This is a genomic window from Stenotrophomonas sp. TEPEL (genome assembly GCF_004348785.1).
GTDB lineage: Bacteria > Pseudomonadota > Gammaproteobacteria > Xanthomonadales > Xanthomonadaceae > Stenotrophomonas > Stenotrophomonas indicatrix.
In genome coordinates, this window is the sequence record NZ_QQXJ01000001.1 from 2,216,850 (window position 1) to 2,230,194 (window position 13,345).

The window sequence follows — 13,345 nt, forward strand, 5'->3', positions numbered from 1 at the left end:
GCATATCCCGGTGAAGCAACCCCTCAGGAGCTTCACCCCGTGGCCGCAGCCGCTGACAAAACCAAGAAGACCGCCGACAAGGACAAGACCGCCAAGCCGCGCAGTCCGATCCTGATCACCGCCCTGGTCGCCGTGCTCGCTGCCGGTGCCGCCGGTGGCGGCGTCTGGTTCTTCACCCAGTCCAAGCACGAAGACAAGACCGCGCAGGCGCCGAAGAAGACCGCCACTCCGGCCCCGGCCCAGTACTTCGCGCTGGAACCGGCATTCGTGGTCAACCTCAACGGCTCGATCGACGGCCCGCGCTACCTGCAGGTGGAAGTGCAGCTGATGACCCGCGATCCGGCCGCGCTGGAAGCGATCAAGACCCATGCCCCGGCCATCCGCGCGCGCCTGCTGATGCTGTTCTCGCAGGTCAGCCCGCAGCAGATCGCCGACATCGCCGGCAAGCAGAAGCTGCAGGCCGATTCGTTGGCCGAAGTGCAGAAAGTGCTGAAGGCCGAGACCGGCAGCAACGGTGCCGATGACCTGCTGTTCACCAGCTTCGTGACCCAGTAAGGGCTCCCTGATGAATGACCTGCTGTCCCAGGATGAGATCGATGCCCTGTTGCATGGCGTGGACAGTGGCGCGGTCGAAACCGAGCCGGACGCCCCCAGTGGCGAAGCACGCTCCTACGATTTCGCCAGCCAGGACCGCATCATCCGCGGTCGCATGCCGACCCTGGAAATGGTCCACGAGCGCTTTGCGCGCCTGTGGCGGATCGGCCTGTTCAACCTGATCCGGCGTTCGGCCGAACTGTCCGTGCGCGGCATCGAGCTGATCAAGTTCAACGACTACATGCACTCGCTGTATGTGCCGACCAACCTGAACCTGATCCGCTTCAAGCCACTGCGCGGTACCGGCCTGATCGTGTTCGAACCGACCCTGGTGTTTGCCATCGTCGACAACTTCTTCGGCGGCGACGGGCGCTACCCGACGCGCATCGAAGGCCGCGAGTTCACCGCCACCGAAATGCGGGTGATCCACCTGCTGCTGAAGCAGACCTTCGCCGACCTGCGTGAAGCGTGGGCACCGGTGATGGACGTGGAATTCGAGTACATCAACTCGGAGATCAACCCGCACTTCGCCAACATCGTGACGCCGCGCGAATACGTAGTGGTGTGCCGCCTGCATGTCGAACTCGACGGCGGTGGCGGTGACATCCACGTGACCCTGCCCTACTCGATGCTGGAGCCGATCCGCGAACTGCTCGACGCCGGCATCCAGAGCGACCGCAACGACCGCGACGAGAGCTGGGGCCGCACCCTGCGCGAGCAGCTCAACGTGGCCGAAGTGACCCTGTCCAGCGTATTGGCCAGCAAGCGCATGACCCTGCGCGACCTGACCCGGCTGAAGGTCGGCGACATCCTGCCGATTGACCTGAGCCCGCAGGTGCCGCTGTGCGTGGAGAACATCCCGGTGTTCACCGGTGAGTTCGGCGTCGCCAACGGCATGAACGCCGTAAAGATCACCGCTACCCATCCGCCGGGCACCCGTCCGCGCGTACCCGTCATCCAGGAAGACCCGCAATGAACGATATCGACGCCCTCGAACCGACCCCGGCCCAGTTCAGCAACCTGCAGGCCGATGAAGCGACCGGCCCGGATTTGAACCTGGACGTGATCCTCGATGTGCCGGTGACGCTGTCGCTGGAAGTCGGCCGCGCCCGCCTGCCGATCCGCAACCTGCTGCAGCTCAACCAGGGTTCGGTGGTCGAGCTGGAACGGGGTGCCGGCGAATCGCTGGACGTGTTCGTCAACGGCACGCTGATCGCCCATGGCGAAGTGGTGGTGATCAACGACCGCTTCGGCGTGCGCCTGACCGATGTGGTCAGCCCCAGCGAGCGGATCCGGAGACTGCGTTGAGCCTGCTCGCCACCACCCTGGCCGTCGCCAAGACGGCCCCGCAGATCGGCCAGCATGCGCCGGCCGCACCGAGCCTGTTCGGTGCGGTACTGGCCCTGCTGGCAGTGCTGGCCCTGGTCATCGGCCTGGGCTGGCTGCTCAAGCGCCTGCCCGGCAGCGGCTTCCGCCCGGCCGAGGGCATGAAGCTGGTGGCGAGCCTGAATGTCGGCGCCAAGGAACGCGTGGTGGTGGTCGAGGTCAATGGCCAGCAACTGCTGCTGGGCGTCACCGCCGGTGGCATCAACGCTCTGCACACCCTGCCCGAACCGCTGCCACCGCCTGCGCCGGTACGCGTACCGGACCTGAAGAACCTGCCGAATTTCGCCCAGCTGCTGCAACAGCGGCTGCGCAAGGACCCCTGACATGCGTGTGACCCGTTCCCGTCTTGCCACCCTGCTGCCGTGGCTGAGCCTGATCGCCCTGTGCCTGCTGCCTGCGTTGGCGTTCGCCGCCCCGGGCGCGCCGACCACGCCGCTGCCGGACATCAACGTCGGCAAGATCGGCGGTGCGCCGGTCAGCCTGCCGTTGCAGACACTGCTGTTGATGACGGCGATCACCCTGATCCCGTCGATGCTGCTGGTACTGACCTCCTTCACCCGCATCATCATCGTGCTGGGCCTGCTGCGGCAGGCGCTGGGCACCGGCCAGACGCCGTCCAACCAGGTCCTGCTGGGCCTGGCCCTGTTCCTCACCGCAATGATCATGCTGCCGACCTGGGACAAGGCCTGGAGCACCGGCATGGCGCCGTACCTCAATGGCGAGATCGACTTCCAGACTGCCTGGACGCTGACCACCACGCCGCTGCGCGCCTTCATGCTGGCGCAGATCCGCGAGACCGACCTGATGACCTTCGCCGGCATCGCCGGTCACGGCACCTACGCCAGCCCTGATGCGATTCCGTTCCCGGTGCTGGTCGCGTCGTTCGTCACCAGCGAACTGAAGACCGCCTTCGAGATCGGCTTCCTGATCTTCATCCCGTTCGTGATCATCGACCTGGTCGTGGCCAGCGTGCTGATGTCGATGGGCATGATGATGCTGTCGCCGATGCTGGTCTCTGCGCCGTTCAAGATCCTGCTGTTCGTGCTGGTCGATGGTTGGGTGCTGACCGTCGGCACGCTGGCGGCCAGCTTCAATCCGGCCTGATCCGAAGGTCAGCCGAGCATGGCTCGGCTCTACAGAGGCGACGCCGGGCAGTGCCGGCCGCCGCATTGACCACCGCCGGGCATGGCCCGGCGCTACCGATGGAACCATGATGTCTCCCGAACTTGCCTTGACCGAACTGCGTGGCGGCCTGATCACCGTGCTCTGGGTGGCCGGCCCGCTGCTGCTGACCGTACTGGTGGTGGGCGTGGTGGTGGGTGTGGTGCAGGCGGCGACCCAGCTCAACGAGCCGACCATCGCCTTCGTTGCCAAGGCCGCCGCCCTCACCGCCGTGCTGTTCGCACTGGGCAGCCTGCTGATCGGCCATCTGGTCGAATTCACCACGCTGCTGTTCCAGCGCATCCCGCACCTGATCGGCTAGACGGACGCGCACGCAGATGGACGCCGCCACCCAGATGGCTGCCGACGGCCTGAACGCCTTCGGCATGATCGGCACCGTGCTGTGGACCATGCTGCGCATCGGCGCAGTGGCCATGGCAATGCCGATGATCGGTACCCGCGCGGTCCCCGGCCGGGTGCGGGTGATGCTGGCCGGCACCCTGGCCATCGCGTTGGCGCCGCTGCTGCCGCCGGTACCGGACTGGACCGGTTTCGACGCCGCTACCGTGCTGACCATCGCCCGCGAGCTGGCGATCGGCGTGGCCATCGGTTTCATGCTGCGGCTGGTGTTCGAGGCTGGCGCCATGGCCGGCGAACTGGTCGCCCAGGGCACCGGTCTTGCATTTGCGCAGATGAGCGACCCGCTGCGCGGCGGCACCTCCGGTGTCATCGGCCAGTGGTTCTACCTGCTGTTCGGCCTGCTGTTCTTCACCGCCAACGGCCACCTGGCACTGATCTCGCTGGTGGTGGACAGCTATCGCGCCCTGCCCATCGGCGCGCCCCTGCCGGACCCGCATGCCTTCTTCAGCATCGCCCCGACCTTCCTGCTGACCGTGCTGCGTGGCGCGCTGACCCTGGCCATCCCGCTGACCGTGGCGATGCTGGCGGTCAACCTGGCCTTCGGCGTGCTGGCCCGCGCCGCGCCGGCGCTGAATCCGATCCAGCTGGGCCTGCCGGTCTCGCTGCTGCTGGGCTTGTTCCTGCTGACCCTGCTGGTCGGCGAAATGGGTCCACCGGTGCAGCGCCTGTTCGACGCCGCCTTCCAGGCCGCCGATGCAGTGACCCGCTGACGCGGTCGTCACGTTCTGCTGCTTGCCGTCCCCCCCGGTGCCCGCGTTAGAGTGAATGCGCAGCGACCGGGGGGACGCTGCAACCGGCGACTCTGGTCGCCCGCCTTGCGCATGCCCCACCGTAGTTTTTCCGTTGACAGGCAGGTCCGGGAGACTGACGAATGCTGGTAGGCACGTACAACCCATGGCTGGTGGCGACCTCATTGCTGGTTGCAGTGATGGCGTCCTACACCGCACTGGCGATGGCCGGGCGCACCGTCACCGCGCCCGGCAAGGGCGCGACCTGGTGGTGGCGCCTGGGCGGCGGTTTTGCGATGGGGCTGGGCATCTGGTCGATGCACTTCATCGGCATGCTCGCCTTCGACCTGCCCATTCCCTTGGGCTACGACCTGCCCATCACCCTGCTGTCGCTGGCACTGGCAATCGGCTCGTCGGTGTTCGCGCTCTGGCTGGTATCGCTGCGCACCCTGCCCCATCCCCGCCTGGCCGGCGGTGCGCTGCTGATGGGCAGCGGCATCGCCAGCATGCACTACGTGGGCATGGCCGCGATGCGCATGCAACCGGGCATCGACTACCAGCCGGTGTGGCTGCTGCTGTCGCTGCTGGTCGCGGTGGCCGCGTCGTGGACTGCCTTGTACGTGGCCTTCCGCCTGCGCGCGCAGCACACCCGCATCGGCGACCGCCTGGCCGCCGCCGGCCTGCTTGGCCTGGCCATCGTCGGCATGCACTACACCGGCATGGCTGCCGCCCGTTTCCCCGAGGGCAGCGTCTGCGGCGCAGCGGTGGGCGATGGCCTGCAGAACAACTGGCTGGCGATGCTGGTGGTGGTGCTGACCGTGGCGATCCTGGCGGTGGTGCTGGTGGTGTCCTGGCTGGACCAGCGGGTGGAGGCGCAGCTGTTGCGCCTGCGCAATTCGCTGCTCAGCACCTCGTTGACCGACGCCCAGCAGGAACTGACCCAGGCCGCGCTGCACGACCCGCTCACCCGCCTGCCGAACCGGCTGCTGCTGCAGCGGCGCATCCTGCAGGCGCTGGCCGAGGCCGAACAGGGCGGCAGCCGCTTCGCGGTGATGTTCATGGACCTGGATGGCTTCAAGCAGGTCAACGATGCCTATGGCCACCAGGCCGGCGATGCGCTGCTGGTGGCCGTGGCAGAACGTACCCGCCAGCTGCTGCGGCCGCACGACATGCTGGCACGGCTGGGCGGCGACGAATTCGTGCTGGTGGTGCGCGTCGAGCAGGACGAGGACCTGCCGACCCTGGCCCGGCGCATCCTGCAGGCGGTGGGCAGCGGCCCGCTGCTGCCGGACCACGAACTGCAGGTGAGCGCCAGCATCGGCATCGCGATCTGCCCCGATCATGCCGCCAGCGAACGCCAGTTGATGGCCTTCGCCGATGCCGCGATGTACCAGGCCAAGGAGTCGGGCCGCAATGCGTTCGTGCTGTTCGCCGACTGGATGAACGACAGCGCCGAGCAGCAGTTCCGCCTGCTGGCCGACCTGCGCCGCGCGATCGGCAGCGAGCAGCTGTTCCTGCATTACCAGCCGAAGATCCGCGTGGCTACGCAGAAGGTGGCTGGCGCCGAAGCACTCATCCGCTGGCGTCACCCGGAACAGGGCCTGATTCCGCCGGACCGCTTCATCCGCCTGGCAGAGCGCAGTGGCGCGATCAACGAGATCGGCCGCTGGGCACTGGACCAGGCCTGCCGGCAGCTGCGACGGTGGCACGATGCCGGCCACGAAAGCTGGACGATGTCGGTGAACCTGTCACCGGTGCAGTTCAGTTCGCCGCACCTGCTGCAGGACGTGTGCGAGGTGATCGAACGCTACGCGATCGCCCCGCGCAACCTGGTGCTGGAGATCACCGAAAGCACGGTGATGCGCGATACCGATACCAGCCTGCGCCTGCTGCAGAGCTTCTCCGCCCTGGGCGTGGGCATCTCGATCGATGATTTCGGCACCGGCTACTCCAGCCTGCTGTACCTCAAGCGCCTGCCGGCCACCGAAATCAAGATCGACCACGCGTTCGTGCGCGACCTGGAACACAGCGCCGAAGACGTGGTGATCGTGTCGGCCATCGTTGCGCTGGGCCATGCGCTGGACATGGACATCGTGGCCGAGGGCGTGGAGACCGCCGCGCAGCGCGCCTACCTGGAGCGGCTGGGCTGCGACTACCTGCAGGGCTTCCTGCTGGGCCGGCCAGTGGATGCGGCCCGCTTCATGCAGCTGCACGACCTGCCGCGGCCACGGGTGGAATTGGCGCAGAGCCCGCAGGACCGGCCCCCGGGGTAGCGACGGGCCATGCCCGGCGGATGCAATGATCCAGGCTGCCCGCTCGCCGGGCATGGCCCGGCGCTACCGGTACCTGCTCCGGCAGGCGCCAACTTCGGTTGTCACATGCACCCGTAACGGAACGATTCTTGCACGCACCCCGGCATCCCCTGCTGCAGTGCCTGTGATGTCCGAGAACGAATCCGCCGGCGAAAAAACCGAACAACCGACAGAAAAACGCCTGCGCGACGCCCGCGAACAGGGCAACCTGCCGCGCTCGCGTGAACTGGGCACGGCCGCCGTGTTCGGCGCCGGGGTAATCGCGGTGATGGCCATGAGCGGCTCGATGGCCGCCGGCGCCAGCGCCTGGATGCGCCATGCGCTCAGCCCCGAACAGAGCTTGCGCCAGCACCCGAAGGCGCTGTTCGGCCACTTCGGCGACCTGCTGCTGCAGCTGATGTGGGTGATCGCCCCGCTGGTGCTGGTCTGCCTGCTGGCCAGTTTCCTGGCGCCGGTGGTGATGGGCGGCCTGCGCTGGTCGGCCAAGGCGATGATGCCCGACATCAACCGCATGAACCCGATGAGCGGGCTCAAGCGCCTGTACGGCCCCGAAGCCATCGCCGAGTTCATCAAGTCGCTGCTGCGGGTGGCCTTCGTCGGCGTCGCCGCCGGCATGGTCGTATGGACCAGCTTCAACACCCTGCGCGGGCTGATCCACCAGCCGCTGGAAACGGCCATCGGCGACGGACTGGGCTTCACCCTTCGCCTGTTGCTGGCCACCGCCGGGGCGATGATGGTGCTGGCCGCCATCGACGCGCCGTACCAGCGCTGGAACTGGATGCGCAAGCTGAAGATGACACGCGAGGAGCTGCGCCGGGAGATGAAGGAAAGCGAAGGCAGCCCGGAGGTGAAGGGCCGCATCCGCCAGCTGCAGCAGCAGATGGCCAACCGCCGGATGATGGAGGCGGTCCCCACCGCCGACGTGGTGGTGGTCAACCCCACCCACTACGCGGTGGCCCTGAAGTACGAAGGCGGGGCCATGAACGCCCCCACCGTGGTCGCCCTGGGCGTGGATGAAACCGCCCTGCGCATCCGTGAAGTGGCCGACGGCAACAAGGTCGCCATCGTCTCTGCCCCGCCTTTGGCACGCGCCTTGTATCGGGAAGGCCAACTCGGCAAGGAAATCCCCGTGAGACTGTATTCAGCCGTCGCCCAGGTCCTCTCTTACGTCTACCAGCTGCGCAGCTGGCGGACCGGCCCGATGCCGTCCACGCCGCACATCCAGGTTGATGAGTTCGGCAACGGGGGCCGTCCATGAGCGCTCAGGCATCCAGCTTCAATACCCGCCGTGCGCTTGAAATGATCCGCCAGGGCCTTGGCGCGCCGCTGATCGTGCTGGCCCTGCTGGCCATGGTCGTGGTGCCGCTGGCCGCGCCGGTGCTCGATGCGCTGTTCACCTTCAACATCGCCATCTCGCTGATGGTGCTGCTGGCGGTGGTGTACGTGAAGCGCCCGCTGGATTTCACCATCTTCCCGATCGTGCTGCTGATCACCACCATGCTGCGGCTGGCGCTGAACGTGGCCTCCACCCGCGTGATCCTGCTCAACGGCCAGAACGGCCACGAAGCGGCCGGCAAGGTGATCGCCGCATTCGGTGAGTTCGTGATCGGCGGCAACTACGCCGTCGGCATCGTGGTGTTCGCGATCCTGACCATCATCAATTTCGTGGTCATCACCAAAGGCGCCGGCCGCGTTTCGGAAGTGACCGCGCGCTTCATCCTTGACGCCATGCCCGGCAAGCAGATGGCGATCGACGCCGACCTCAACGCCGGTTTGCTGACGCGCGAGGAAGCCAAGCTGCGCCGCGAGGAAGTACGCGAGGAAGCCGACTTCTACGGTGCGATGGACGGTGCCAGCAAGTTCATCCGCGGCGACGCGATCGCCGGCATCCTGATCCTGTTCATCAACATGCTGGGCGGCCTGGCCGTGGGCGTGCTGCAGCATGGCATGCCGTTCGGCGATGCCGCGGCCACCTATACCCTGCTGTCGATCGGTGACGGCCTGGTGGCGCAGCTGCCGGCGCTGCTGGTCTCCAGCGCGGTAGCGATGCTGGTTACCCGTGCCTCGCGCTCGCAGGACATGGCGCAGGCGATGACCGGCCAGGTGTTCGGCCAGTACCGTGCGCTGGCCATCACCGCCGGCATCCTCGGCGTGGTCGGCCTGGTGCCGGGCATGCCCAACGTCGCTTTCCTGACGCTGGCGGCGATCCTCGGCTTCATCGCCTGGAAGGTCTACCGCAAGGGCCTGGTGCCGGCGCAGGCCGACACCGCTGCAGGCGAAGCCAACGCATTGAACGCGCTGGGCCGCCCGGCTGCCCCCGCACCCACCGCGGAACTGAGCTGGGACGAGCTGCGCCCGGTCGATCCGCTGGGCCTGGAAGTGGGCTATCGATTGATTTCGCTGGTGGACAGCAACCAGGGCGGCGAGCTGATGCCGCGCATCAAGGGCGTGCGCCGCAAGCTGACCCAGGACGTCGGCTTCCTGATTCCCTCGGTGCACATCCGCGACAACCTGGAACTGCCTGCCAACGGCTACCGGGTACTGGTGCATGGCGTGCCGGTGGCCACTGCCGAGATCCATCCCGACCGCGAACTGGCGCTGGACCCGGGCAGTGCCCTCGGTCCGCTGGAAGGCATCGCCGGCAAGGACCCGGCCTTCGGCCTGGACGCGACCTGGATCCAGCCACACCAGCGCGCCCAGGCCGAAACCCTGGGCTATACCGTGGTCGACCCGGCCACGGTGGTGGCCACCCACCTTTCGCACCTGATCCGCGAGCACGCACCGGAACTGCTCGGCCACGAGGAAGTTCAGCACCTGCTGGCCAACCTGGCCAAGAGCGCGCCCAAGCTCGTCGAAGATCTGACGCCGAAGGCGCTGCCGCTGTCGGCGGTGGTGCGCGTGCTGCAGAACCTGCTGGTCGAGCGCATTCCGATCCGCCAGCTGCGCAAGATTGCCGAAGCACTGGTCGAACACGCCCCGCACAGCCAGGACCCGGCCACGCTGACCGCCGCCGTGCGCACCGCACTGGGCCGCTTCATCGTGCAGGAGATCGCCGGAATGTCGGCGGAGCTGCCGGTGTTCACCCTCAACCCGCAATTGGAACGTGTCTTGCAGGAGTCCACGCAGGGCAACGGCGCCGCGCTGGAACCCGGACTCGCTGAGCGACTGCACCAGAGCCTGGCCGAATGTGTCAGCAAGCAGGAAGCCCGCAACGAGCCCGCGGTGGTGCTGGTACCTGGCCCGGTGCGAGCCGCGCTGGCCCGCCTGGTCCGCCACAGCGTTCCGTCGCTGTCGGTCCTGGCCTACAGCGAGGTGCCGGAGGACAAGCGCCTGAAGCTGGTCGGAACGATCAGCTGACGCCGCCCTGCAACGCGCCAGAAAACAGACACCACTTTCAAACACCCGCAACAGACAGATTCCAAGGGGAACCCGAACCGTGCAGACCACCGACCATCCGCGTTCTCCGACCGCCACTCCGCCGACTTCGTCCCGTGACCACAGCATGAAAATCAAACGATTCGTCGCCGCCGACATGCGCTCGGCCATGAACCTGGTGCGCAAGGAACATGGTCCTGATGCCGTGATCCTGTCCAACCGCCGGATCGAGGAAGGCATCGAGATCGTGGCCGCCGCCAACTACGATGAGAGCGCCGTGCAGCGCGCCCTGGAAGCGTCGCGCCGCGACGTGGCACCGCCGCCCGCGCCGAAGCCGCGCAGCGCCGCCGACGCAGTGATCGCCGCGGTCACCCGCCGTCGCAGCGGCACCCCGGCACCGGAGCCGGTGGCCGCCACCACCTCGGCCGTCGCCGCCCTCGCCCGCGCCGCCGTCGGCGCTACCGGCCGCACCCTCGACAGCGCCGACGAGATCGTGCCGACGCGTGGCAGCACCGGCTTCGCCGCCACCCTGGCGCGTGCCGCCGTCAATGAATCGACGCTGCCGGAACAGATCTTCGCCCCGTTCGCCGACGCCATCGTGGCGCCCTCGCCTGCGGCAGCCGCGCCGGTGAACCGCGCCCGCTTCCAGATCGACCCGCCGCTGGAAGACAGCGCGCAGCTGCCGGCAGTGACGCCGCCGCCGTTGCCGGTTGCCCTCCAGGCCACCACGTCAGCCGAAGACCAAGCCTCGCACGCGCCGGTTGCCGTGCAGCCGACCGGGGCTGCACCGGCACCGATGCCGGCGCTGGCGCCCGCACCCACGCTGACCCTGGTCGCCGATGACGCCGAGATCCGCCACCTGCGCCAAGAAGTGGCCGGCATGCGCCAGGTGATCGAGCGCGAGATGAACCGCTTCACCGACGAGCGCCTGCGCGGCAGCCCGGTACGTGCCACCGCGCTGGACCTGATGGACGAGTACGGCTTCGACGCCGGCATCGCCCGCGACGTGGCCATGCAGATCCCGCTGGAAACCGAAGCGCATCGCGGCCGCGGCCTGATGCTGGGGCTGATCTCGCGCAAGCTGCCGATCGCCCCGGTCGATCCGATGGAAGAAGGCGGTGTGATCGCCCTGGTCGGCCCGACCGGCGCCGGCAAGACCACCACCATCGCCAAGCTGGCGTCGCGCTTCGCCGAAGCCCATGCCGCCCGCGACGTCGCCCTGGTCACCACCGATACGATGCGCATCGGTGCCCGCGAACAGCTGTACGGCTACGGCCGCCAGCTCGGCATCGCCGTGCACGAGGCCAACAGCGGCACCGACCTGGACCAGCTGCTGGAACGCCTGAAGGACTACAAGCTGGTGCTGATCGACACCGCCGGCCTGGGCCCGCGCGACCGTGCGCTGGCCGCCCAGCTGCAGTGGCTGCGCGCCGCCCGCCAGGTCCGCACCCTGCTGGTACTGCCGGCCAACACCAGCTTCGGCGACATGGACGAGGTGGTCCGCCGCTTCGGCGCGGCCAACCTGCAGGGCCTGGTGCTGAGCAAGCTGGACGAGACCGGCCGCTTCGGCAACGCCCTGTCGGTGGCGGTGGACCACAAGCTGCCGATCACCTGGGTGACCGATGGCCAGGACGTCCCGGACGACCTGCACCGGGCCAGTGCAGCCAATCTTGTACTTCGCCTTGAAGATTTGCGCCGCGCGGCCGATATGCCCTGCAACCCGGAGTTGAACCATGCCGTCGCGTGAGTACGCCAAGCTGACCACCACCTTCCCGCTGACGGCGACCCGCAGCGCGCCGCTCGGCCCTGTGCGCACGATTGCCGTGACCGGCGGCAAGGGCGGCGTCGGCAAGACCAACGTATCGGCCAACCTGGCCGTGGCGCTTGCGGGAATGGGCAAACGCACCCTGTTGCTGGACGCCGACCTGGGCCTGGCCAACATCGACGTGATCCTGGGCCTGAGCCCCACCAACACCCTGGCCGACCTGGTCGCCGGCCGCTGCAGCCTGGATGACGTGATCATCGAAGGCCCGAACGGCGTGCTGGTGGTACCGGCCGCGTCCGGCCGACGGCACATGGCCGAGCTGGCCCCGGCCGAGCATGTCGGCCTGGTCAACGTGTTTTCCGAACTGGAGCGCGAGCTGGACATCATGGTGGTGGACACCGCCGCCGGCATCACCGATGGCGTGCTGACCTTCTGCCAGGCCGCGCAGGACACCGTGGTGGTGGTCTGTGATGAACCGGCCTCGATCACCGACGCCTATGCGCTGATCAAGGTGCTGTCGCGCGAACGTGGCGTGGACCGCATCCAGGTGGTGGCCAACATGGTGCGCGACCCCAACGAAGGCCGCGTGCTGTACGAGAAGCTGACCCGCGTCTGCGAGAAATTCCTCGCCGATGTCTCGTTGAACTACCTCGGCTGCGTGCCGCAGGACGACTGGCTGCGCCTGTCGGTGCAGCGCCAGCAGCCGGTGGTGAAGGCCTATCCGTCCAGCCCGTCGGCACTGGCGATCACCGAGATCGCCCGCCGCACCGCCCGCTGGCAGGCACCGACCGAGCCGCGCGGCGGCGTCGAGTTCTTCCTCGAACGCATCATCAAGCAGCGTGGGGTGGCCGCATGAAAGGCGCCGCCCAGTACAGAGAGGTCCAGCGCACGGCGGCCAACGAGGTCATCGCCCAGCACTCGGACCTGGTGCGGCGCATCGCCCACCATCTGGCCGCACGCCTGCCGGCCAGCGTTGAGGTGGACGACCTGATCCAGGCCGGCATGATGGGCCTGATCGAAGCCTCGCGCAGCTACGACGCCGACCAGGGCGCCTCGTTCGAGACCTACGCTTCGATCCGCATACGCGGTTCGATGATCGATGAGATCCGTCGTGGCGACTGGGTACCGCGTTCGGTGCACCGGCGTGCACGTGACGCTGCGGCCACCATCCGCCGCCTGGAGCAGAGCACCGGCCGCGCCGCCAGTGCCACCGAAGTGGCCGCCGCGATGGAGATGCCGCTGCCCGAGTACCTGCGCCTGATGGAGGACGCCTCGCGCGGGCAGGTGCTGAGCCTGGAGTCGCGCATTGAAGACCAGGGCGAGCTGGACACCGTCGCCCAGGGCGGACCGACCCCGCAGCAGGTGCTGGAGCGCGGTGAATTCGGCCGCGAGCTGGGCAATGCCATCGGCCACCTGCCCGAGCGCGAACAGCTGGTGCTGTCGCTCTACTACGAGCAGGAACTGAACCTGAAAGAGATCGGCGCAGTGCTCGGCGTGAGCGAGTCGCGGGTCTGCCAGATCCACGGCCAGGCGGTGCTGCGCCTGCGTGGCCGACTGAAGATTTTCGAGGCGGCCGACGCCGGCCTCGAGAGCTGATCAACAAA

13 protein-coding genes are annotated in these 13,345 nt (G+C 67.9%); all 13 read left to right on the plus strand.

From position 1 onward, the window contains the following. Positions 1-39: 39 nt before the first annotated feature. The gene (locus TEP_RS10000; RefSeq protein ID WP_099818393.1) at positions 40-555 is read left to right on the plus strand and encodes a flagellar basal body-associated FliL family protein; all 516 of its coding nucleotides are present in this window, start codon (positions 40-42) and stop codon (positions 553-555) included. A 10-nt stretch (positions 556-565) separates the two neighbouring features. After that, a complete protein-coding gene (gene fliM / locus TEP_RS10005; RefSeq protein ID WP_025878989.1) occupies positions 566-1,570 on the plus strand; it encodes a flagellar motor switch protein FliM in 1,005 nt (334 codons plus the stop codon). Continuing rightward, the gene (fliN, locus tag TEP_RS10010) at positions 1,567-1,902 is read left to right on the plus strand and encodes a flagellar motor switch protein FliN (RefSeq protein WP_025878988.1); all 336 of its coding nucleotides are present in this window, start codon (positions 1,567-1,569) and stop codon (positions 1,900-1,902) included. Before fliM ends, fliN begins: the two co-directional genes overlap by 4 nt. Beyond that, the gene (gene fliO, locus TEP_RS10015) at positions 1,899-2,303 is read left to right on the plus strand and encodes a flagellar biosynthetic protein FliO (protein ID WP_033831039.1); all 405 of its coding nucleotides are present in this window, start codon (positions 1,899-1,901) and stop codon (positions 2,301-2,303) included. Before fliN ends, fliO begins: the two co-directional genes overlap by 4 nt. Position 2,304: 1 nt before the next feature. Further along, positions 2,305-3,084, plus strand: coding sequence for a flagellar type III secretion system pore protein FliP (gene fliP / locus TEP_RS10020; protein WP_025878986.1), 780 nt, complete (start codon positions 2,305-2,307; stop codon positions 3,082-3,084). 109 nt (positions 3,085-3,193) lie between these two features. Next, a complete protein-coding gene (locus TEP_RS10025; protein WP_005413254.1) occupies positions 3,194-3,463 on the plus strand; it encodes a flagellar biosynthetic protein FliQ in 270 nt (89 codons plus the stop codon). 16 nt (positions 3,464-3,479) lie between these two features. Then, positions 3,480-4,271 (plus strand): flagellar biosynthetic protein FliR, encoded by a 792-nt coding sequence (fliR, locus tag TEP_RS10030; RefSeq protein WP_105164005.1) that lies wholly within the window; start codon positions 3,480-3,482, stop codon positions 4,269-4,271. A gap of 161 nt (positions 4,272-4,432) precedes the next feature. After that, a complete protein-coding gene (locus tag TEP_RS10035) occupies positions 4,433-6,562 on the plus strand; it encodes a bifunctional diguanylate cyclase/phosphodiesterase (RefSeq protein ID WP_132825182.1) in 2,130 nt (709 codons plus the stop codon). Positions 6,563-6,728: 166 nt separating this feature from the next. Beyond that, the gene (gene flhB / locus TEP_RS10040; RefSeq protein ID WP_132825183.1) at positions 6,729-7,859 is read left to right on the plus strand and encodes a flagellar biosynthesis protein FlhB; all 1,131 of its coding nucleotides are present in this window, start codon (positions 6,729-6,731) and stop codon (positions 7,857-7,859) included. Then, on the plus strand, positions 7,856-9,958 hold the full coding sequence (flhA, locus tag TEP_RS10045; protein ID WP_132825184.1) for a flagellar biosynthesis protein FlhA: 2,103 nt from the start codon (positions 7,856-7,858) through the stop codon (positions 9,956-9,958). The genes flhB and flhA overlap by 4 nt, the downstream gene beginning before the upstream one ends. A gap of 145 nt (positions 9,959-10,103) precedes the next feature. After that, a complete protein-coding gene (gene flhF / locus TEP_RS10050) occupies positions 10,104-11,723 on the plus strand; it encodes a flagellar biosynthesis protein FlhF (RefSeq protein WP_132825185.1) in 1,620 nt (539 codons plus the stop codon). Next, positions 11,710-12,597, plus strand: coding sequence for a P-loop NTPase (locus TEP_RS10055; RefSeq protein ID WP_132825186.1), 888 nt, complete (start codon positions 11,710-11,712; stop codon positions 12,595-12,597). The genes flhF and TEP_RS10055 overlap by 14 nt, the downstream gene beginning before the upstream one ends. Next, entirely contained in the window at positions 12,594-13,337 is a 744-nt protein-coding gene (locus tag TEP_RS10060; RefSeq protein ID WP_025878979.1) for an RNA polymerase sigma factor FliA, read from the plus strand. Before TEP_RS10055 ends, TEP_RS10060 begins: the two co-directional genes overlap by 4 nt. Positions 13,338-13,345 lie beyond the last annotated feature (8 nt).